Origin of the sequence: Streptomyces sp. NPDC006476 (genome assembly GCF_040612015.1) — a bacterium.
Lineage (GTDB): Bacteria > Actinomycetota > Actinomycetes > Streptomycetales > Streptomycetaceae > Streptomyces > Streptomyces griseorubiginosus_B.
This window is the reverse complement of record NZ_JBEXPK010000014.1, coordinates 171,047-190,406: the sequence shown is the minus strand read 5'-3', so window position 1 is coordinate 190,406 and position 19,360 is coordinate 171,047. Positions and strand designations below refer to the sequence as shown.

The 19,360-nt window shown below is 70.7% G+C and carries 21 protein-coding genes and 3 pseudogenes; 15 read left to right on the top strand and 9 right to left on the bottom strand.

Annotated elements, in window-relative coordinates; all coding sequences use genetic code 11:
* The first annotated feature begins 52 nt into the window (after nt 1–52).
* Nucleotides 53–346, top strand: coding sequence for an SCO5918 family protein (locus ABZZ74_RS18360; protein WP_356766039.1), 294 nt, complete (start codon nt 53–55; stop codon nt 344–346).
* Nucleotides 347–372: 26 nt separating this feature from the next.
* Here the strand turns inward: ABZZ74_RS18360 and arsM are convergent, their stop codons facing one another.
* Complete coding sequence (arsM, locus tag ABZZ74_RS18355) at nt 373–1,248, bottom strand: arsenite methyltransferase (RefSeq protein WP_356766037.1); 876 nt, start codon at nt 1,246–1,248, stop codon at nt 373–375.
* 105 nt (nt 1,249–1,353) lie between these two features.
* Here arsM and ABZZ74_RS18350 point away from each other — a divergent pair, with 105 nt between their 5' ends.
* The 4 genes from ABZZ74_RS18350 (at nt 1,354) to ABZZ74_RS18335 (ending at nt 4,423) form a co-directional block, all read left to right on the top strand.
* Complete coding sequence (locus ABZZ74_RS18350) at nt 1,354–1,728, top strand: metalloregulator ArsR/SmtB family transcription factor (protein ID WP_356766035.1); 375 nt, start codon at nt 1,354–1,356, stop codon at nt 1,726–1,728.
* Between the two features lie 143 nt (nt 1,729–1,871).
* Nucleotides 1,872–2,294 carry an arsenate reductase ArsC gene (locus ABZZ74_RS18345; protein ID WP_356766033.1) on the top strand — a complete coding sequence of 141 codons (423 nt, stop codon included), beginning with the start codon at nt 1,872–1,874 and terminating at the stop codon, nt 2,292–2,294.
* A 111-nt stretch (nt 2,295–2,405) separates the two neighbouring features.
* A complete protein-coding gene (locus ABZZ74_RS18340; RefSeq protein WP_356766031.1) occupies nt 2,406–3,392 on the top strand; it encodes a L,D-transpeptidase in 987 nt (328 codons plus the stop codon).
* A 59-nt stretch (nt 3,393–3,451) separates the two neighbouring features.
* Nucleotides 3,452–4,423: a pyridoxal-phosphate dependent enzyme gene (locus ABZZ74_RS18335; RefSeq protein WP_356766029.1), complete on the top strand. Its 972-nt coding sequence runs from the start codon at nt 3,452–3,454 to the stop codon at nt 4,421–4,423.
* A 39-nt stretch (nt 4,424–4,462) separates the two neighbouring features.
* On the opposite strand, the gene ABZZ74_RS18330 is transcribed toward ABZZ74_RS18335, so the two are convergent.
* Both ABZZ74_RS18330 and ABZZ74_RS18325 read right to left on the bottom strand, forming a co-directional pair.
* Nucleotides 4,463–5,095: a DUF1707 domain-containing protein gene (locus ABZZ74_RS18330; RefSeq protein ID WP_356766027.1), complete on the bottom strand. Its 633-nt coding sequence runs from the start codon at nt 5,093–5,095 to the stop codon at nt 4,463–4,465.
* Nucleotides 5,096–5,331: 236 nt separating this feature from the next.
* A complete protein-coding gene (locus ABZZ74_RS18325; protein ID WP_356766025.1) occupies nt 5,332–5,739 on the bottom strand; it encodes a RidA family protein in 408 nt (135 codons plus the stop codon).
* Between the two features lie 247 nt (nt 5,740–5,986).
* Between ABZZ74_RS18325 and ABZZ74_RS18320 the strand changes: the two genes are divergently transcribed.
* Nucleotides 5,987–7,222 carry a GNAT family N-acetyltransferase gene (locus ABZZ74_RS18320; RefSeq protein ID WP_356766023.1) on the top strand — a complete coding sequence of 412 codons (1,236 nt, stop codon included), beginning with the start codon at nt 5,987–5,989 and terminating at the stop codon, nt 7,220–7,222.
* 129 nt (nt 7,223–7,351) lie between these two features.
* Complete coding sequence (locus tag ABZZ74_RS18315) at nt 7,352–7,876, top strand: ATP-binding protein (protein WP_356766021.1); 525 nt, start codon at nt 7,352–7,354, stop codon at nt 7,874–7,876.
* Here ABZZ74_RS18315 and ABZZ74_RS18310 read toward each other — a convergent pair whose 3' ends face one another.
* Nucleotides 7,877–9,298 (bottom strand): MFS transporter, encoded by a 1,422-nt coding sequence (locus ABZZ74_RS18310; RefSeq protein WP_356766019.1) that lies wholly within the window; start codon nt 9,296–9,298, stop codon nt 7,877–7,879.
* A complete protein-coding gene (locus tag ABZZ74_RS18305; RefSeq protein WP_356766017.1) occupies nt 9,291–11,204 on the bottom strand; it encodes a glycoside hydrolase family 15 protein in 1,914 nt (637 codons plus the stop codon). The genes ABZZ74_RS18310 and ABZZ74_RS18305 overlap by 8 nt, the downstream gene beginning before the upstream one ends.
* Before the next feature lie 239 nt (nt 11,205–11,443).
* Between ABZZ74_RS18305 and ABZZ74_RS18300 the strand changes: the two genes are divergently transcribed.
* Nucleotides 11,444–11,923, top strand: coding sequence for an ATP-binding protein (locus ABZZ74_RS18300; RefSeq protein ID WP_356766015.1), 480 nt, complete (start codon nt 11,444–11,446; stop codon nt 11,921–11,923).
* Nucleotides 11,924–11,930: 7 nt separating this feature from the next.
* Here the strand turns inward: ABZZ74_RS18300 and ABZZ74_RS18295 are convergent, their stop codons facing one another.
* A complete protein-coding gene (locus ABZZ74_RS18295) occupies nt 11,931–12,692 on the bottom strand; it encodes a PIG-L deacetylase family protein (RefSeq protein WP_356766013.1) in 762 nt (253 codons plus the stop codon).
* A gap of 10 nt (nt 12,693–12,702) precedes the next feature.
* Between ABZZ74_RS18295 and ABZZ74_RS18290 the strand changes: the two genes are divergently transcribed.
* Together ABZZ74_RS18290 and ABZZ74_RS18285 are read left to right on the top strand one after the other, a co-directional pair.
* Nucleotides 12,703–13,137, top strand: a complete 435-nt coding sequence (locus tag ABZZ74_RS18290; RefSeq protein ID WP_356766011.1) for a hypothetical protein — start codon at nt 12,703–12,705, stop codon at nt 13,135–13,137.
* Nucleotides 13,138–13,233: 96 nt separating this feature from the next.
* Nucleotides 13,234–13,683, top strand: coding sequence for a carbohydrate-binding protein (locus ABZZ74_RS18285; protein ID WP_356766009.1), 450 nt, complete (start codon nt 13,234–13,236; stop codon nt 13,681–13,683).
* Nucleotides 13,684–13,779: 96 nt separating this feature from the next.
* Here the strand turns inward: ABZZ74_RS18285 and ABZZ74_RS18280 are convergent, their stop codons facing one another.
* On the bottom strand, nt 13,780–14,037 hold the full coding sequence (locus ABZZ74_RS18280) for a hypothetical protein (protein WP_356766007.1): 258 nt from the start codon (nt 14,035–14,037) through the stop codon (nt 13,780–13,782).
* Nucleotides 14,038–14,198: 161 nt separating this feature from the next.
* Here ABZZ74_RS18280 and ABZZ74_RS18275 point away from each other — a divergent pair, with 161 nt between their 5' ends.
* Together ABZZ74_RS18275 and ABZZ74_RS18270 are read left to right on the top strand one after the other, a co-directional pair.
* Complete coding sequence (locus ABZZ74_RS18275) at nt 14,199–15,167, top strand: Dyp-type peroxidase (protein ID WP_356766005.1); 969 nt, start codon at nt 14,199–14,201, stop codon at nt 15,165–15,167.
* A gap of 95 nt (nt 15,168–15,262) precedes the next feature.
* A complete protein-coding gene (locus tag ABZZ74_RS18270; protein ID WP_356766003.1) occupies nt 15,263–15,883 on the top strand; it encodes a hypothetical protein in 621 nt (206 codons plus the stop codon).
* 58 nt (nt 15,884–15,941) lie between these two features.
* On the opposite strand, the pseudogene ABZZ74_RS18265 reads toward ABZZ74_RS18270, so the two are convergent.
* Nucleotides 15,942–16,064 (bottom strand): annotated as a pseudogene (locus ABZZ74_RS18265) (sensor histidine kinase); the annotation flags it as partial.
* Nucleotides 16,065–16,188: 124 nt separating this feature from the next.
* Between ABZZ74_RS18265 and ABZZ74_RS18260 the strand changes: the two are divergent.
* Entirely contained in the window at nt 16,189–17,220 is a 1,032-nt protein-coding gene (locus ABZZ74_RS18260) for an alpha/beta hydrolase (protein WP_356766001.1), read from the top strand.
* 70 nt (nt 17,221–17,290) lie between these two features.
* On the opposite strand, the pseudogene ABZZ74_RS18255 reads toward ABZZ74_RS18260, so the two are convergent.
* Nucleotides 17,291–17,422 (bottom strand): annotated as a pseudogene (locus tag ABZZ74_RS18255) (glycoside hydrolase family 15 protein); the annotation flags it as partial.
* A 2-nt stretch (nt 17,423–17,424) separates the two neighbouring features.
* Between ABZZ74_RS18255 and ABZZ74_RS18250 the strand changes: the two are divergent.
* Together ABZZ74_RS18250 and ABZZ74_RS18245 are read left to right on the top strand one after the other, a co-directional pair.
* Nucleotides 17,425–17,727: pseudogene (locus ABZZ74_RS18250) on the top strand (trehalase-like domain-containing protein); the annotation flags it as partial.
* Nucleotides 17,728–18,319: 592 nt separating this feature from the next.
* Nucleotides 18,320–19,357, top strand: coding sequence for a cation diffusion facilitator family transporter (locus ABZZ74_RS18245; RefSeq protein ID WP_356765999.1), 1,038 nt, complete (start codon nt 18,320–18,322; stop codon nt 19,355–19,357).
* The last annotated feature ends 3 nt before the right edge of the window (nt 19,358–19,360 follow it).

Genomic DNA, 19,360 nt, shown 5'->3' with positions numbered 1-19,360 from the left:
CCGTACGTCGTCGGCCCGCCCGGCGGCTCCGTCCCAGCCCTGTGGAGGCACCATGCGCTGTGTCATCGCCCGTTACCCCTTCGACCTCACCAAGAGCGAGGTCGAGCAGTCGGTGCGGGGCATCAAGCCCGAGGACGTCACCGGCGTGTCCGTGACCATCGGCCGTCGCACCTACCCCGTCATGCAGGTCGGCGAGGTGATCACCCGGCAGGACCGCCGTGACTTCACCGCGGGGGAGGTCCGCAGGGCGCTGGTCCGCCTCGGCTTCACCTGCCACGAGGCGCCGCCGGCCGCGTCCGTGGATCTGCCCGCGCCCTGGCAGACGACGCCCACGCCGTGGACCTGAGCCGTACGCGAAGACCCTGACCGCGATCAGTGCCGGCACCCGCACCCGGCGGCGCTCTTGGCCTCGCTCACAGTGACGGACGGGTCGGCCGACTGTTCCGCCGGGGTGCAGCAGGCGCTCACTCCGCAGCAGGAGCCGTATGGGTCCCTGACGGCGGCGGGCTTGGTGGCACGCACGACGGCGGAGTGCATGCCGTCGGCGACCGCGTGCGTCGGGGTGATCTCGATGTCCGCGAACCCGGCGGACTCCAGGCCCGCGCGGTACTCGCTGAAGGAGAGCGCGCCGGCGATGCAGCCGACGTGGTCGCCGCGCTCGGCCCGCTGCCGCACGGTGAGCGTGTCGTCGGCGACGACGTCGGAGACGCCGATCCGGCCGCCGGGCCTGAGGACACGGAACGTCTCCGCGAACACCGCGGGCTTGTCGACCGAGAGGTTGATCACGCAGTTCGAGATGACGACGTCGATGGTGCCCGCGGGAAGGGGGATCGCCTCGATGGTGCCCTTGAGGAACTCCACGTTCGTCGCGCCCGCACGCGCGGCGTTGGCCAGGGCGAGTTCGAGCATCTCGTCGGTCATGTCCAGTCCGTACGCCTTGCCGGTCGGCCCGACTCGGCGGGCGGACAGCAGGACGTCGATCCCGCCGCCGGAACCGAGATCGAGCACGCGCTCGCCCTCGCGCAGTTCGGCCACGGCCGTCGGGTTGCCGCAGCCGAGGGAGGCGGCCAGGGCCTCGGCGGGCAGGGTGTCGCGCTCGTCGGCGGCGTACAGGGTGGAGCCGAAGTTCTCGTCGGCCTCGACGGGCTCGGGCCCGCAACACGCGCTACTTCCCTCGGTGACCTTGGTGGCGGCCGCCGCGTACCGCTGACGGACGGCCTCGCGCAGGTCGGTGGACTGCTCGCTCATGACGCACTCCCGGTTGACGGGCCTCAACACCGGCCCGGAACGGCTTGTATTGATGTTCGTTGATACAAGCTTGCGCCTTGATTCGAAAGACGTCAACATAGAGGAATGTCGAAACAACAGCTCCAGGTGCTCGGGCAGGACGCCGCCTGCTGCGCCGGCCTGTCCGCCGCGCCGTTGGACGAGGACCGGGCCACCGACCTGGCCAAGGTCTTCAAGGCGCTCGGTGATCCCGTCCGACTGCGCCTGATGTCGATGATCGCCTCGCGCGGTCAGGGCGGCGAGGTCTGTGTGTGCGAGCTGACCCCCGCCTTCGACCTGTCCCAGCCGACGATCTCCCACCACCTCAAGCTGCTGCGACAGGCCGGGCTCATCGACTGCGAGCGGCGCGGCACCTGGGTGTACTACTGGGTGCTGCCCGGCGTCCTGGACCGGCTCGCAGCCTTCCTCACCACCCCGCTACCCGCCGGGACCACCGCGTGAAGTCCTCCCGCGGCTGTCGTCTCGCGGGGGAGGCGATCACCGGCATCGGCGCCTTCGCCGGAACCGCGCCCGCCTCCGTCCCGCCCGCGGAAGCCGAACCCGCCTCTTCCTGACCGCACTCCACCTTCCGAGAAAGCCCCGCCATGAGCACTTCCGCCCCTCGCCCCTCGGTACTGTTCGTCTGCGTGCACAACGCCGGCCGCTCCCAGATGGCGGCCGCGTTCCTCTCCTACCTCGCAGGCGAGAGGGTCGAGGTCCGCTCGGCCGGGTCCGCCCCCGCCGACGCCGTCAACCCCGCCGTCGTCGAGGCGATGAGCGAGGTCGGCATCGACATCTCCGCGCAGACCCCGAAGATCCTCACCACCGAGGCCGTCCAGGCCTCCGACGTCGTCATCACCATGGGATGCGGCGACGCCTGCCCCGTCTTCCCCGGCAAGCGGTACCTCGACTGGCGGCTCGACGACCCGGCCGGGCGCGGCGTGGAGGCCGTACGCCCCATCCGCGACGAGATCGAGACCCGCGTCCGTGCGCTGATCGGGGAGGTGACATCCGGGACCGAGGAGTGATATGGATCACCAAAAATCTGCCCACCGCACGCAACTGCGAGGCATGCCGTAGTCATCTGACTAGGAGTCGGGGCCCGTAGGGGCTGGGCAGTGGAGAGAACGGGACAGGTCGTGGGACGGCGCACAAGTGGCATAGGGATCGCACTCGTCACGGTCGCGACGCTCGTCGGTGCGAGCGCCTGCGGCGCGGGCGGCAGTGACAAGGCGAGCGGCACCGACGCGAAGGCGTCGGGGAAGGCGAGCGCGAGTGCCTCGCCGACGCCGACGAAGCCCGCCGGCCCGCCGATGCTGCTGGACACCATCACCCCGCAGACGGGCACCACGGTCGGCGTGGCCATGCCGATCTCGGTGATCTTCACGAACCCGGTCGCGGAGAAGGCCCGGGCCACGGTCGAGAAGCACATGAAGGTCAGCGCCTCCCAGCCGGTGGCCGGCGCCTGGCACTGGATGGGCGACCGGCGCGCCGACTGGCGGCCCAAGACCTTCTGGCCCTCGGGTACGAAGGTGAAGATCGACGCCGACCTCAAGGGCGTCAGCAACGGCAACGGACGCTACGGCGTGCACGGCTACACGCACACCTTCACCATCGGCGACGACGTCCGCGCGGACGTCTCCGTCACCGGCCACACCATGAAGGTCACCCGCAACGGGAAGCTGGTGCGCACCCTGTCCATCAACGCGGGCAGCGCACAGTACCCGACGTGGGACGGCACGATGGCCGTCATCGACAAGCAGGAGAAGGTCCACATGACCTCCTGCAGCGTCGGCATCAGCTGCGACAAGGGCAGCCCCAACTACTACGACCTGACGCTGCCCTGGGACGTGCACCTGACCCAGTCCGGCACGTACGTGCACTACTCGACCGGTGACCCCTATCCGGGCAGCGGCAGCGCCCGCGGCTCGCACGGCTGCGTCCACCTGTCCATGGCGGACGCCAAGTGGTTCTACGGCCAGATCAAGCAGGGCGACCCCATCACCATCACCGGCTCACCCCGCGGCAACGCCCCGGCCGACAACGGCTACGCCGACTTCAACCTCTCCTGGAGCCAGTGGCTCGCGGGCAGCGGAGCCGGGGAGCAGACGACCGCGACGCTGTGACCCGGGGCGCACATCGGTGACGGTCGCCGTGCCGGCCCTCACCGGTACGCTGCTGCGTCGTGCGGCAGACGCGACTCGACATCGCCCGGATCCGGGCGGCCCGCCGGGTGATCGACCCGGTGTTCCTCGACACGCCGCTGTACCGCTGCGAGGCGCTGGAGCCGCACCTCGGCTGCGCGGTGAGCGTCAAGCTGGAGACGGCGAACCCCGTCCGCAGCTTCAAGGCACGCGGGACCGAGGTGGTCGCGAGCCGGCTCGCCGAGCACGGTCCGCGGGCCGTGGTGTGCGCCAGCGCGGGCAATCTCGGCCAGGCGCTCGCCTGGTCCGGCCGTGGGCGGGGGCTCGACGTCACCGTCGTGGCATCGCGCTTCGCGACCGTGGCCAAGCTCGATCGCATCCGCGCGCTGGGCGCCAGGCTGGAACTGGTGGACGGCGACCACGAGTCGGCGCGTGAGCGGGCGGCGGCCGTCGCGCGGCACGAGGGCATCCGGCTGGTCGAGGACAGCCTGGACATCGAGACCTGCGAGGGCGCGGCGACCATCGGCCTGGAACTCGTGGACGCCGAGCCGTCGTTCGACGCCGTCCTGATCGCACTCGGCGGCGGGGCGCTCGCCACCGGTGTGGGGCACGTGGTCAAGGACCTGGCGCCCGGGACCGAGGTGATCTGCGTCCAGCCGCTGGGCGCGCCGGCGATGACCCGCTCCTGGCACAGCCGGCGCGTGGTCACCACCGACTCGACCGACACGATCGCCGACGGCGTCGCGGGCCGGCACCCCATCCCGGCCGTCCTGGACGACCTCCTGCTGGTCGCCGACGACGCCCTGCTGGTCGAGGAGGCGTCGATCGTCGCCGGCATGCGGATGCTCCTCCACCACGCCGGCCTCGTCGTCGAACCGTCGGCGGCGCTCGGCGTCGCGGCCCTTCTGGAGAACCGGGACCGCTTCGCCGGCCGGCACGTGGTGACCGTCATCTGCGGCAGCAACGTCGACATGGCCGCGTACCACCGCTGGGTCGGTACGGCTTCCCTCTGACGTTGCGCCGACGCCGACCGCCGCCCCGGCGCGAGCGGATCAAGCGCCTGCGGCAGGGGGTGTGGGCCTGCGCAGCAGCCACTGGCCGAAGGTCCGCCGAGGGGGCCGTACCACCACGCGGCCGTGCGCCTTCTGCCCGACCAGCTCCACGCGCAGGGTGACCGGAGTGTGCTGATCCGCAGGCGCCCGACGGTACTTGAGCTTGCTGTGGAGCAGTCGCAGGCCGTCGGTGTCGACGACGACGCCCGGCCTCGTGATCAGCGTCAGGGCCTTCCCCGCGGTCTCCAGGTCGATCCGCAAGGTGTCGTGCGTGATCACGGCCTCGGTGAAGTCGAGCGTCACATCGCACCAGTACACCGCGAGTTCCATTCTCCGCGGTACCACCCAGCGCCCCACGCGTTCGATCGCGCCGCTGTGCACCTGCTCGATCCGGACCACGTCCTTGGCCTCCGCCTCGGCCGACACGTTCGGCAGATCGGCGGTGAGCGCGGACAGTTCGCCCAGGGTCCGTGCCGACAGGGCGACCTCCAGACGCTCGTCCAACTCGTCCGAGGTCAGCAGGCCGTCCCCGGCCGCGATGCGCAGCACGTCCACCACGCGGTCCCGGTCCGCGTGGGAGGCTCGCAGCTCGGGCGGCGACCCGAGGTCGGAGCCCTTTGGGGTGGGCGACATCTCTCCCGACATGCTTCCGTCCTGGTCCTGTCGAACGTCATCCGACGTCTTGGCGCGACGCGAGCAGCGACGCGACGAGAAGACTAACGCTATATCGCGACATGGACCCCGGCCGAGTGCCGTCCCGGAGGGACGGTGGCCGGTGGTGACTCACGGCGTACGACATCCATCATGCCGAGGCGCGGTCGGGACAACAACCGGGCCCCGAGGGCCAGTTGCTCAGGGCCGGCATATGCTCAGTCGAGGACCGCGGTCGCCTCGATCTCGACCAGGTGCTCGGGGACGTCCAGTGCCGCGACCCCGATCAGTGTGGTCGGCGGGACCGGAGTGACCCCGAGCCTCGCGGTGGCCCGCGAGATGCCGTCCAGGAGTTGGGGCATCTTGTCGGGGTTCCAGTCGACGACGTAGAAGGTCAGCTTCGCCACGTCGTCGAAGGAGCCCCCGGCTTCGGCCAGGGCGGTGGCGACGTTGAGATAGCACTGCTCGACCTGCGCGGCGAGGTCCCCCTTGCCGACGGTCGTCCCCTCGGCGTCCCAGGCGACCTGCCCGGCGACGAAGACCAACCGTGAACCGGAGGCGATCGCCACCTGGCGGTAGACGTCGATCTTCGGCAGCCCCTCGGGATTCCTGAGAGTGATGGCCATGCTGTCCGCCTTTCATGTCAGACCTAGTGGTCTCTTTTGGTTACTCGACAACCATAGGAGAGTGAGGGCTGACGTGGAAGAACGCACTTTTCGGTGCCTGGGTAACCCGATGGTGACCATATGCGCGACCGAGGCCGACCGACACCGGGTACGGGCTTAATTCGCTTGACCCGGGCATGGGTTGACGCCGCATGGTGGCGTGGCATCACACATCGTGGTGGCGAAAACCAGGGGAGGCAGCGGCAGCATGGAGATCCGTTCCACGACCGACCAGGACCTCGAGGTCTTCGTCGACACCATGTACGCCGCGTTCGGACGCTTCCCGGACACCCCGAACGAGGCCGGTGGCGGGGTCTGGTGGTCTGCGTTCGAGATGGACCGCAACCTGCTCGCCGTCACCGCCGAGGGGCGCCCGGTCGGCACCGCCGGCGCGTACTCCTTCGAACTCACCCTGCCTGGGGAGATCCTCGTCCCGGCCGCCGGTGTGACCGCCGTCGGTGTCCTGCCCTCGCACCGACGCCAGGGCGTCCTCACCGCGATGATGCGGATACAGCTCTCCGAACTGAGGGCCCGGGGCGAGTTCCTGTCGGTGCTGCTGGCCTCCGAGGCGCTGATCTACCGCCGGTTCGGGTACGGACCCGCCACCTACACCCAGCGGCTGACGGTGCCACGCCACCGGGGCGCCTTCGCCCCCGCGCGGGCACACGCGAGGGCCGACGCTCCTTCGAGCGTCCCCGACACCGGGACGGTCGAGGTGCTGCGACGGGCCGAGTGCGGCGAACTCCTCGAAGAGGTGTACGACCGCTACCGCCGCGGCCAGCCCGGCGCGCTGTCCCGGCCACACCGCTGGTGGGCCGTGGGCGCCGGCCAGCCACCGATCTCTCCCGCGCCGCGTTACATCGCCGTCCACCGGGACGCCGACGGTGTCGCGGACGGATACGCCAGCTACTCGCTCGCCGATCCGGCCACCTTGACGGTCGACGAGATCATCACCGGTGACGACACCGTCTTCACCGCCCTCGCCCGGTTCCTGCTCGGCCACGACCTGGTCACCGAGGTGGTGTTCAAGCACGTCCCGCCGGAGCACCCGCTGCGCTGGCAGCTCCAGGACTTCCGGGCCGGCCAGGTCGGCGACCACACCGACTGGCTCTGGGTGCGGCTGCTGGACATACCGCGTGCGCTGACCGCGCGCGGCTGGTTCACCGACGGCGAGCTCGTCCTCGACGTCACCGACGAGTTCCTCGGCGAGCAAGGCCGCCATCTGCTGACCGTCCGGGACAGCAAGGCCGAGTGCGTGCCGACGGACCGGGAGCCGGACCTGTCCCTGGACGTCAGCGACCTCGGCTCGATCTACCTCGGCGGCACCACCCCGAGCACCCTCGTGCGCGCCGGACACATCCGGGCCCACCACCCGGACGCGGCTACCCGGGCGGACGCCCTCTTCCGCGCCGACCGCGCCCCGCACTGCCTGCACTGGTTCTGACCGTCGCCACGACGTCGCTCCCGGCTTCGGAGGCAGCCGGGATCGTGTGGGGCTGTGTACGTGGCCTGTGCACGGGTAGCCGCAAGAGCGGCAATCGGTCACGAGTGGTGAACAACGAAAGAGCTCCACATGGTCATCCCGCTTATGAAGCAGGCGGAGGATGAGCCGGGCTGGAACGAGCACGCCACGCTGCGTTACGCCGCAGCGTGGGGCCCGACCACGGCCTGCGCCGCCCAGGCACGCCGCGACCTGCGCGCCGTCCTCGCCCATGTCCCGCGCGCCGGCCGCGCACCCGTTCCCGCATCCCGGGCCATGGACGCCGAACTCGTCGTCAGCGAACTCGTCACCAACGTCCTGCGGCACGCACCCGGCCCCTGCGCGCTCACGGTGCAGCTGACCGGCACACACCTCGCCATCAGCCTGTACGACACCTCGCCCCAGGCTCCGACGGTCAGGCCCCCCGACCGCGGCCGCGTCGGCGGACACGGACTGCACCTGGTGCACTCGGTCAGTGACGAGGTCGTCGTCACTCCCCGCCGCAGGGGCAAGGAGATCACCGCCCACCTGCGGCTGGTCACGGGCGACGAGCTCGGCAGGGCCGACAGGACGGTGCTGTCCTCGTCCATCTCGGGCCGCACACAGCAGACCTCGTGATCAGTGGCTCGCCGGTGAGGCGGGCCGGGCCGGCTGCCGGTCGCCGGCGGCCGTGGTCCTCGGGAGGCGGCTCGCGGCGGCCAGGCCGATGAGGGCCGCGACGGCGAGGGTGATCATCGCGACGGCGTAGGCGCCTTTGGTGAGGCCGGAGACCAGGATTGTGCCGGCGATGGCGGTGCCGAAGGAGGAGCCGAGGTTGGAGACACTTCGGGACAGGCCCGAGATCTCGCCCTGGCGGTCCTCGGGGAAGCTGGACTGGACGACGTTGACCGAGGGGGTCAGCATCCCGCCGAGGCCCAGGCCGATGAGGAGCAGCCCGGGGACGTAGGCCCAGGCGGTGGTGTACGCGGCGGCCAGCGCGATCAGCAGGGCCACACCGGCGATGGCGACGACGAAGCCCGCCATGATCAGGGTGCGCTGGGGGCGCAGCTTCGCGAGTCGTGCGGCGGACAGCGACGAGATGAGCAGCCCGAGAGTGGCGGCGGTGAAGATGACACCGGTCTCGATGGCGTTGAAGTGGCGTACGACCTGGAGGTACGCCGCGACCGTGAACGAGGTTCCCATCAGCAGCAGCCACTGCGTGTTCTGGGTGACCAGGCCCATGTTGGAGGTGTGGTTGCGGAAGAGGGTGAGGGACAGGAGCGGCTGCCCGCCGGACCGTTCCTTGGCGCCCACCCAGCGGAAGAAGCAGAGCAGGACCAGGGCGCCCAGGACGAGCAGGCCGATCATCAGCCAGACGTTGTTGTCGGCGGCCAGGATGCCCATGACGACCAGGACGAGTCCGAGGGCGGACAGGATCGCCCCGCCGGTGTCGAAGGACCGGGTCGGGTCGGGCGGCAGCGGGTCCTCCAGGCGTCGTCCGAGCGTCACGATCACCGCGACGACGAGGGCCTGGAAGACGAAGGCGGCACGCCAGCTGATCCCCTCGGTGATCAGCCCGCCGATCAGCGGGCCGGCGGCGGCACCGATGCCGCCCAGCGCCATGACGATGCCGAACGCCCGTGCCCTGGACGTCAGGTCCGGGTGCAGGAGCGTGGTGAGGATGTACACGGGCGGGATGAGCAGGGCCGTACCGACGCCCTGGAAGATGGAGTTGCCGAGGATCAGTACGCCGAGACCGGGAGCGGCCGCGCTGAGCAGCGACCCGATGGCGTAGACGATCAGACCGGCCAGGAAGCAGCGCTTTCGGCCGTAGCGGTCGGTCAGCTTGCCGCCGGGAATCATCAGCGCCGCCATGACGAGCAGGAAGACGGTGATGGCGACCTGTACGCCCTGCACGCTCGTGTCCAGGTCCTCGCTGATGTCGTTGATCATCACGTTCATGTTGGAGCCGGCGAAGCTGCAGATGAACTGCGCGAGGGCGAGTGCGGCGAGCACTCTGTCGTGCCCCGGCGACCGAGCCGCCGCGGCCGTCTCAGCCACCGGTGCCGCCCCCGCCCGCGTCCGCGTGGGGCACCGTGAGGCCATGGGTCACGGGGTGGCCCCTGTCGCCGTGACGGGGTCCTGTCTTGGCCTTCTCGAGTTCCTCGTCGAGTGCCATGGCCGCGGTGACCAGGGCGAGATGGGTGAACGCCTGCGGGAAGTTGCCGAGTTGCTCGCCCGAGGGTCCGATCTCCTCCGCGAACAGGCCGACGTGGTTGGCGTAGGTCAGCATCTTGTCGAAGGCGTACCGGGCCTGGTTGAGCCTGCCACTGCGGGCGAGTGCCTCGACGTAGAAGAAGCTGCACAGGTTGAAGGTGCCCTCCGAACCGCGCAGGCCGTCGGGGGAGGCCGCCGGGTCGTACCGGTAGACCAGGCTGTCGCTGACGAGTTCCTCGTCCATGGCGTCGAGGGTGCTGAGCCAGTCGGGGTCGTGGGGCGAGACGAAGCCGACCCTCGGCATCAGCAGCAGTGAGGCGTCCAGGACGTCGGTGTCGTAGTGCTGCACGAAGGCCTGGCGCTTGTCGTGCCAGCCGCGTTCGACGATCTGACGGAAGACGGCGTCCCGTGCGCGGGTCCAGCGGGCGATGTCGGCGGGGCGGGAGAACTCGGCGGCGGCGCGGACGCCGCGGTCGAACGCCACCCAGGTCATCAGTCGGCTGTAGGTGAAGTCCTGCCGTCCGCCCCGGGTCTCCCAGATCCCCTCGTCGGGCTGGTCCCAGTGCTCGGCGAGCCAGTCCAGGACCTCGCTCAGCGCATGCCAGCCGCGGATCGCGCCGATGTCCCTGCCGACCATCAGCGCGTCGGAGGCCTCGCCGTAGATGTCGAGCTGGAGCTGGTCCGCCGCCGCGTTGCCCGCCCGCACCGGTCGGGAGCCCCGGTAGCCCTCCAGATGGTCGAGGGTCTCCTCGGACAGATGGGGGTCGCCGTCGATCCGGTACATGATCTGCAGCGGGTCGCCCGAGCTCCGGTCCGTGGTCTCGATGCGCCCGCGCAGCCAGCGGCGGAAGGCGTACGCCTCGTCCTCGAATCCCAGGTCGATCAGCGCGCGCACGGACAGCGACGCGTCACGGATCCAGGTGTAGCGGTAGTCCCAGTTGCGTTCACCGCCGATCTGCTCGGGCAGTCCCATGGTGGCGGCGGCGATGGGGGCGCCGGTCGGCGCGTACGTCAGCAGCTTGAGCGTGATCGCCGAGCGGTTCACGATGTCCTGCCAGCGGCCCCGGTAGGTGCACGAGCGCAGCCACGACAGCCAGAAGGTGCGGCACGTCTCCATGGCGTCCGCGACCCCCTCCAGCGTGGGCACGGGCGGAGCGGGAGACCCGCCGGGCGCGCTGGTGAGAACCACGGCGGCGGCCTGGCCGGCGAGCAGGGTGAAGCGTGCGCTGACGTCGTCGCCGTCCTCGTGGAAGGCGATGCCGGCGGTGGACTGCAGATGCAGGTCCGCGCCCGGGCCGTGGAAGACGGCGGAGTGCTCGTCGGGGAACGAGAGGCTGTGCGTGCCGCGGCCGTAGTCGAAGCGCGGCTGGCAGGTGAGGGCGAAGGGCAGCCGGCCCCGGACGACCCGGACCACCCGCACCAGCTGATGGACGTCGGTCGGTGTCCTGGACGGGTTCGGCACCATGAAGTCGGCGACCTCGCCCACTCCGTCGGGAGCCATGAAGCGGGTGACCAGGATGGCCGTGTCGGACAGGTACAGCTGTCGTACGGTCATGGCGTTCCCGTCCGGGAACTCCGCGGCCAGGTGGCAGTGGCCGCCGCGTTCGCCGTCCAGGAGGGAGGCGAAGACGCTGGGTGAGTCGAAGCGAGGCGTGCACCACCAGTCGATGGTTCCGCCGGACGACACCAGGGCGGCGGTCTGGAGGTCGCCGACCATGCCGTGTTCCGCGATGGGCGGGTACCGGTTCACGTGATCCCCCTGCCGGGTCCGGGACGCTGTGGCGGCAGGGCGGGAGCCGCCACAGATCTGTGCACGACAAGTCTTCGGCCCGGGCCATGCCGGGGACATCACCCACCGCGGGTGAAAGCGGGCCGTGGCCCGGTGGGGGCGTTTACCTCAAATAGATTTCACCTATATGACGAATGTGGTGATGCGCCGGGGGTAGATGGGGTGGGCAAGCGGCGCTTCGGACGTGAGGCGGACTGTGTATGGAGCTGCCTGGGCAGAACGAGGAGGGCCCGCAACCCCTGCTGGAGCGCCGGATCTCCGCCGCCGTCGCCTTCGAGGGCCACGAGGAGATCGCCGAAGCCCGCGGCCTGGCCCGCTCTTTCCTCCTCGACCTCCAGGACAGGCACGGCCTGACGGTCTCGCCCCGCGCCGTCGGCGCCGTCCAGCTCGTGGTGAGCGAGCTGGTGACCAACGCCCACAAGTACGCGCCGGGCCCCTGCCTGCTGACGCTGGAGGTCGGCGATGGGGCGGTGGAGGTGACGGTGTGGGACAGCGAACCGCAGCTGCCGCTCGTCCAGGCCACGGATCCGGGCCGGGTCGGCCAGCACGGCCTGGAGATCGTGACGGCCCTGTGCCGGAGCCTCGAAATGCACCGCGAACCCGTGGGCAAGCGGATCATGGCGGCCGTGCTGCTGACCGAGAACGCGGTGGGTGACGTGGCCGGCGATCAGGTCGGCTGACCTCGCGTCACTCCTGCCCGGCCTCGCCGAGGAAGTCCGGCGGTGCCTGCAGGTCGTGGGCGCGGAAGAGGACGGCGTGCTCGACGCCCAGGGCCCTGCCGCCCATCGCGGTGATCTTCGGGATGAAGTCCTCGGGCGCGGGATGGTCCGGGAGGGCGGCCAGGTACGCGGCGTGGGCCTTGAGCGAGGCGACACCGCGGCGCAGCGGCTCACCCGTGACCTCGACGCCATGGGTCGCGCCGAAGCCGGGGAGTCCGGGGAGGAGGAGCCAGCGCACCGTGTGCACTTCGAGGCCCTCGTCGTCGATCTGCTCCGGGAAGACCCACCGGTTGCCCGCGTCGCGCACCGCGTCGAGCGTCGCCAGCCCGGCCGCGCGGTGGTCGGCCTGATCGAAGCCGTAGGGCGCCTCGACCTCGTACCCCCCGCCCAGCACCGCGTCGGGCTTGAACCGGCGGATCTCCCGGCAGATGTCGCGGCGCAGGTCGAGACCGTAGACGAGCACGCCGTCCGGGTGTTCGAGGACGGTCAGGTGTTGGACGCCGACGACCTCGCACGCGGCCCGCTGTTCGGCGAGGCGCAGACGGGCCGTCTCCTCGGGACGGTTCGGCATGCCGGCCTCGCCGCGGGTGAGCAGGAGATAGCCGACCTCGATGCCGTGAGCGGTCCAGCGGGCGACGGCCGCGGAGGTGCCGTACTCCATGTCGTCGGGGTGCGCGACGACACAGAGCAGGCGCCGGAAGGACTCTTCAGGGAGGGCAGGCAATGACATAGCGGCTATCTTGCCGCGTTCGGGACTCCGCTACCCCTCCACACTGAACTGGCAGTACCGCTCCACCGTCACCGTCCCGGTCACCCTCAGCGCCGGCAGCCACACCGTGTCGCTCGCCGTGACCGACCCGACGCTGGGCATGTCCAAAGGCCAGGTGACCCTCGACAAGATCGACCTGACCGCCGCACCGAGCACGCCCGAGACCGTATACGAGGCCACCCTCGCCGACGTCAGCGGCAGCCCGGCATACTCGTACGGCGATGTCGGCGAGACCGGCACCGGCCGCCTGGTCATGACCTCCGGCGACCAGGCCACCTTCGACGCCTACGCCCCGACCGACGGCTACTACACCGTCAAGGCCGACTACGCCTCCGCCGGGGGCGGCACCCCCCTGGCCCTGAACGGCGCGACAGTCGCCACCTACGGTTCCTCCGGCGGCTCTTAGACCACCTCCAGCACCCGGCTGTACCTGACCGCCGGCATCAACCGCATCGCCGTCAGCCCCAACGGCGGCACCACGCTCACCCTCAGCGACCTCAAGGTGGACGGCTCCGGTGACACCACCGGCGTCACCAAGTACGAGGCGGAGAACGCGACTGTGGCCGGCCAGGCGAAGGCGCAGTCGGACAGTTGGGCCTCGGGCGGCAAGAACGTCGGCTACATCGGCAACGGCAGCGCCAACACGCTGACCTTCGGCAATGTGAGCGCCACCGCGGCCGGCCGGTACACGGTCGTCGTCCACTACGCCAACAACGACCGGGCCGGCTCCGGCAACTACAACACCAACGTCGAGTCGCGCACCGCCCAGTTGTCGGTCAACGGCGGTACGCCCGCCACACTCACCTTCCGCAACACCTACAGCTGGAACGACTACTGGCCCCTGCCGACCACCGTCACCCTCAACCCCGGCGCCAACACCCTGAAGTTCTCCAACGCCTCGTCCTGGGCACCGGACATCGACCACGTCGAAGTCGCCCCGGTCAACGGCTGAGCCGCCGAAGTGAGTTGGTCGGGAAGGGCTGCTCAACCTCCCCAGGTCACAGCCCTTCCCGACCGCCAGGCGCACGTCTACCCCCACCTCGCGGGGCTACACCCGCCTTCTTGCGCGACGGTGTTCGTACAGCGTCGGCCACAGCACGACGAGGACGAACAGCCAGACGACGGACGCGGTCGGTACGGCGGCCCCGAACTCCGCCAGGAGCCTCTGCAGCGCGCAGCACGGCAGGACGACGGACAACAGCCAACGCCGTTCCCGGCCCACCCGGGGCAGCCAGACGACTCCGCTGAGCAGGAAGCCCGGTGTCGGCCGCCGCCTCGCAGCGCTGTCCCGACAGTGCCAGATCACGACGTCTCCCGGTTCCCCTCCGTCCGGCTGCGGCGGCGACCTCTGGGTCATAGAGTCGGCGAGGAGCGAGGAGGCCCTGCCCCCGACGCCTCCGTTCCGGCCGAAGACGTGGTGTGCGTCCGCCGCCGTACCGCAGACGACGACGGGAAGGGGAGCCGCGCATGGCACACGACGCCTCGGCACCGACTCCGCAGATGGTGCTGTCCCCGCTCACCAGCGCGTCGATCTTCCTGGTCGCCACGATCGACCCGGGCGGTGAGGCCGTCACCCGGGACGTGCTGTCCCAGGTGAGCTCCCTGCAGCGTGCCGTCGGCTTCCGCGCCGAGCCGGAGGGCAGGCTCAGCTGCGTCACCGGAATCGGCTCCCAGGCCTGGGACCGTCTCTTCTCAGGCCCCCGCCCGGCCGAGCTGCACCCCTTCCGCGAGCTGCACGGACCCGTGCACCACGCCGTGGCCACACCCGGTGATCTGCTCTTCCACCTGCGCGCCGCACGGCTGGACCTGTGCTTCGCGCTCGCCACGGAGATCATGGCCCGGCTCGGCGAGGCGGTGACCGTACGGGACGAGGTGCACGGCTTCCAGTACCTCGACAAACGCGATCTGCTGGGCTTCGTCGACGGCACGGAGAACCCCGTCGGAGCCGGAGCGGGCGCCGCCGTCCTGGTCGGGGACGAGGACCCGGAGTTCGCGGGCGGGAGTTATGTCGTCGTGCAGAAATACGTGCACGACCTCGAGGCGTGGAACGCCCTCCCCGTCGAGGCGCAGGAGAAGATCATCGGTCGGACGAAGCTGAACGACATCGAGCTGGACGACGACGTCAAGCCGGCCGACTCGCACACCGCCCTCGCCAAGGTGACCGACGCCGACGGCACGGAGCACGAGATCCTCCGCGACAACATGCCCTTCGGCACCGTCGGCCGGGGCGAGTTCGGCACCTACTTCATCGGCTACGCCCGTACGCCGAGGGTCACCGAGACGATGCTGGAGCGCATGTTCCTGGGCACCCCGGACGCGCCGCACGACCGGATCCTCGACTTCTCCACCGCCCTGACCGGGACCCTCTTCCACGTCCCCACGGCGGACTTCCTGGAGGACCTGCCCGAACCGCCCGACACCGAGCACTCCCGCTGAACACCTTCGAGTGAACCGCGTGATCCACGGCAACCTCGGGCGTTCCCCTGCGAGTCACATACCTCGCATTCAGCAGATCTGTATCTGGGGGAACCATGAGCAACCAGCAGTACCCGCCGCAGCAACCCGGCTGGGGCGGTCCTCAGCAGCCCTACGGCCAGCCGCCGTTCCCGCCGCAGCCGCCGAAGAAGACCGGCGTGGGAAGGATCCTCGGGTTCGGCTGCCTGGGCATCGTCGGCCTGGTGGTGGCGATCGGTGTCGTCGCGGGGATCCTGGGCGGCGGCTCCGGCTCGAAGAACTCCAGCGGTTCCGGTCAGGCCAAGGCCACGGCTTCCGCGTCGACGGGCGGGAAGCCGGCGGCCGACACCGGCACGAGCAGTGGGCAGAAGACCGGTGACACCAAGAAGGCCGGCAGCAAGGTCGTCACCTTCAAGGTGTGGGGAACCGCGCCCGCCGGCGCGCTCGGACCGCTGGACATCAGCTACGGCTCCGACTCAGACACCCGGAAGGGAACCTTCAAGAACGGCGAGTTCAAGGCCACGCTGCCGCTGCACAAGGACGCGATGTACTACACCGTGACGGCCCAGCTCCAGGGTTCCGGCGACATCAACTGTTCGGTGACGGTCGACGGCCACACGAAAAAGGGGCACGCGTCCGGCGGGTACAACATCTGCGACGCCCAGCTCAGTTCCGGCTTCCTCGGCGGCTGGAACTGAAGACGTCCACTCCACCCGCTCGGTGACTGCCCCTCCGCTGAGCGAAAGGCCGTGGCGCTCAGGACTTCCGCGCCGGGAACCCCGCGCGCACCTGCCAGCCCATGCCACCCCGCGGCCCGGCGTCCAGCTGACCGCCCAGTGCGGTCACCCGCTCCTTGAGCCCGACGAGGCCGAAGCCGCCTGGGTCTGGGGGACGGGCCCTTACGCCCACGGGAGTACGCGCGATGACGACCTGCGGTGGATGATCCCCATCCCCGACGGGGCGATGCTGTGGAGCGGAGGTCAGGGAGAGAAGGGAAGCGTACGTGGAGGTCGAACCCCGGCCGGTGGATGCCGACACCGTAGGGAGCACACCCGCGCGGGGCCAGTCGCGGCTCAGGCGGTGGGTGCGGCGCGCGGTGATCGCCTGCACCGTTCTGCTGGCCGTCGTCACCACGGCCTCGCTGGTGTTCAACGCCTTCACGGCGGGGCGGGCCGCGCCTCCCCACGGGCTGCGGTACGTCCAGGCGGCCGATGTCCGCACCCGGTACCGGACCTGGGGCACGAGCGGCACGCCGGTCGTCCTCGTCCACGGTGCCTTCGAGCAGGCGGACACCTGGTCACGCCTCGCCCCGCTCCTCGCCCGCGATCACCGCGTCTACGCGCTGGACCTGACCGGAGACGGCTACAGCCAACGCCGTGGCCCCTACACCGTCGACCACTTCACCCGCCAGCTGTTGGGCTTCCTCGACGCCCTGCACCTGGGCGGGCCGGGTGAACGCCCCCTGCTGGTGGGCCACTCCAGCGGGGCCGCGGTCGTCACGGAGGCGGCCCTGCGCGCCCCGGGCCGGCTGGCCGGCGTCATGCTGCTCGACGGGGACGCCCTGAACACCGGCGCCGGTCCGCCGTCCGCCTTCAAGTACGTGCTGATCGACCCCTATCGCACCAGCCTGCTGCGTCTCGGCCTCGGCGTCGACTGGCTCATCCGTTCCTTCTACGACGCCCAGTGCGGTCCGGCCTGTCCGCGGCTGGACGCGGCCGGACTGGACGAGTGGCGGCGGCCGTTGCGGGTGCCGGGGGCGGAGAGCGCGCTGTGGGACATGCTCGGCCAGGGCGTGCCGGGCCTGCCCGCGTATCAGGTGGCCCGTCTCGCCGCCGTCCACATCCCCAAGTCCGTCGTCTTCGGCGCCCGGGACGACGTGTTCAGCAAACAGACCCCGCAGCAGACTGCCCGTCGCATCGGCGCACCCCCGCCCACCCTCATCCCCGGAGCCCGCCACCTCACCATGATCTCCAGCCCCCGCCAGGTCGCGGCGGCCGTGGAAGCCCTCGCGCACACCCGGGCTACCCCGTCGTAGGCAGCTGCCGGTCCGGGTCGGCCGTAACCGCTCGCCGAGAACGGCCTTGGACCCGGTGTGCCGTCCTGCCTCAGCGCTCGGTCCCGGAGGCGTCCTTCAGCCGTACCGCGCACTCCAGCAGCAGCGCGTGGACGAAGGCCTGGGGCAGGTTGCCGCGCAACTGGCGCTGTCGTACGTCGTATTCCTCCGCGAACAGCCCGGACGTGGCTGTGCGCGCCGCGCTGGCACAGCGACGCGGTCTTCTCCTCCCTCATCGGTGGCAACGGCTACTTCGCGGTCGAGCCCGTGGACCGGTGGCGGGTGTGGGGCGGCTACTACGAGGACGGCACCCTCATCCGGGTCAGCCGCTGGGTGACCGCGGACAGCGTGATCGAGTGCCGCGACGCGCTGGCCATGCCGGCGTCCGCGGACCGGCTGGTGCTGCTGCGCCGGATGCGCGTCGAACGCGGCTGGGCGCGACTGCGGTTGTCCCTCGACCCCCGCCCCGGCTTCGGAACGGACCGGATCGCCCGCCCGGGCCGCCCACGTCCGCCCGTGGAGGCGCACTTCCCGCATCCACGATCCGTCCGTGCGGATCCGCCAGCGCCCCCCGCTCGCCGTCGGCGAGGAGGGCGTACTCGCGCAGGACCCACGGAGGGCAGATGTCCTTGTCCTCTGGCATACCGTCTCTGCGTTCATTGGAACCGGGTCTTTCCGGGCGGACGGGCCGCGAGCCGGCCCCGTGCGGGGCAGCCGAGCGCCGACGGCAGCCCTGCCCGGTGCGCGCGGCGGGCCTCCCAGGAAGAACCGCGGCCGCGCGTCCTCGTGCACCCCGCGATACGCGCCACCGCGACAGGCCCGCCGCGCCACCGGGCAGGGCTGCCAGGACGAGGAGTGACCGCCTTCCCCGGCTTGAAACCTTCGATCTGTTCCCGGTCGCCAGGGCGGCGGCCCGCTCATGGAAACCGATCCCATCCCCACCGGGACGCCCTACATTCCCCCAGGTCAGCGACATCTTAACGATGATGACAACGGTCACCGGTGCAGCCTTTGGTGATTCACTCCACCATGCGTTTCACTGCGGCGAGGACAACCCGCCGCGAGGGGGAAGGCGTACGACATGAGCGATCACGGCCACGGTCACGGGCCGGGGCACGACCACGAGGCGAGTGGGCACGGGCACGGCGGGCACTCCCACGGTGTGTCGGCGGACGCGGACCGCCGCTGGCTGGGCATCGCCCTGACCCTCATCGCGGCCTTCATGGCGGTCGAGGTCGTCGTCGGCGTCATCGCCGGTTCCCTGGCCCTGATCTCGGACGCGGCGCACATGCTCACCGACGCCGCCTCCATCGTCCTCGCGCTGATCGCCATGCGCCTCGCCGCCCGCCCGGCCCGCGGCGGCTACACCTACGGCCTCAAGCGCGCCGAGATCCTCTCCGCCCAGGCCAACGGCCTGACCCTGCTCCTGCTGGGCGCCTGGCTGGCGTACGAGGCGGTACGGCGGCTGATCAGCCCGTCCGAGGTCGAGGGCGGCCTGATGCTCGCCACCGCCCTCACCGGCATCGCCGTCAACGTGGTCGCCACCTGGTGCATCTCCCGGGCCAACCGCAGCTCCCTCAACGTCGAGGGCGCCTACCAGCACATCCTCAACGACCTGTTCGCCTTCATCGGCACCGCCGTCGCCGCCCTGATCGTCGTTCTCACCGGCTTCGACCGGGCCGACCCCATCGCCACCCTCGTGGTGGTCGCCCTCATGGTGAAGGCCGGCTACGGGCTGCTGCGCGAGTCCGGCCGCATCTTCCTGGAGGCGGCGCCCGCCGACATGGACCCGGACGCCGTCGGCGACCAGCTCGTCGCCCACCGTGCCGTCGTCGAGGTGCACGACCTGCACGTCTGGCAGATCACCTCCGGTCAGTCCGCCCTCTCCGCGCACGTCCTGGTCGAACCCGGCGGCGACTGTCACGCCGTCCGCCGCGACCTTGAGGACCTGCTGCGCCACGACTACGGCATCACCCACACCACGCTCCAGGTCGACCACCTCGGCGAGGGAACCCGAGCCGGAACCCTGCTGCAGATCACTGCCCCCACGGCGGATGCCCCCGAACACTGCGACGACGCCCACGGCCCGGTCCACCGCCCGGGTCCGCACGATCACTGATCC

Bases quoted from the DNA above. Each gene is read 5' to 3' on its own strand.
- ABZZ74_RS18360 (WP_356766039.1), top strand. From the start codon at position 53: ATGCGCTGTGTCATCGCCCGTTACCCCTTCGACCTCACCAAGAGCGAG.
- arsM (WP_356766037.1), bottom strand. From the start codon at position 1,248: ATGAGCGAGCAGTCCACCGACCTGCGCGAGGCCGTCCGTCAGCGGTAC.
- ABZZ74_RS18350 (WP_356766035.1), top strand. From the start codon at position 1,354: ATGTCGAAACAACAGCTCCAGGTGCTCGGGCAGGACGCCGCCTGCTGC.
- ABZZ74_RS18345 (WP_356766033.1), top strand. From the start codon at position 1,872: ATGAGCACTTCCGCCCCTCGCCCCTCGGTACTGTTCGTCTGCGTGCAC.
- ABZZ74_RS18330 (WP_356766027.1), bottom strand. From the start codon at position 5,095: ATGTCGCCCACCCCAAAGGGCTCCGACCTCGGGTCGCCGCCCGAGCTG.
- ABZZ74_RS18325 (WP_356766025.1), bottom strand. From the start codon at position 5,739: ATGGCCATCACTCTCAGGAATCCCGAGGGGCTGCCGAAGATCGACGTC.
- ABZZ74_RS18320 (WP_356766023.1), top strand. From the start codon at position 5,987: ATGGAGATCCGTTCCACGACCGACCAGGACCTCGAGGTCTTCGTCGAC.
- ABZZ74_RS18315 (WP_356766021.1), top strand. From the start codon at position 7,352: ATGGTCATCCCGCTTATGAAGCAGGCGGAGGATGAGCCGGGCTGGAAC.
- ABZZ74_RS18300 (WP_356766015.1), top strand. From the start codon at position 11,444: ATGGAGCTGCCTGGGCAGAACGAGGAGGGCCCGCAACCCCTGCTGGAG.
- ABZZ74_RS18295 (WP_356766013.1), bottom strand. From the start codon at position 12,692: ATGTCATTGCCTGCCCTCCCTGAAGAGTCCTTCCGGCGCCTGCTCTGT.
- ABZZ74_RS18275 (WP_356766005.1), top strand. From the start codon at position 14,199: ATGGCACACGACGCCTCGGCACCGACTCCGCAGATGGTGCTGTCCCCG.
- ABZZ74_RS18270 (WP_356766003.1), top strand. From the start codon at position 15,263: ATGAGCAACCAGCAGTACCCGCCGCAGCAACCCGGCTGGGGCGGTCCT.
- ABZZ74_RS18245 (WP_356765999.1), top strand. From the start codon at position 18,320: ATGAGCGATCACGGCCACGGTCACGGGCCGGGGCACGACCACGAGGCG.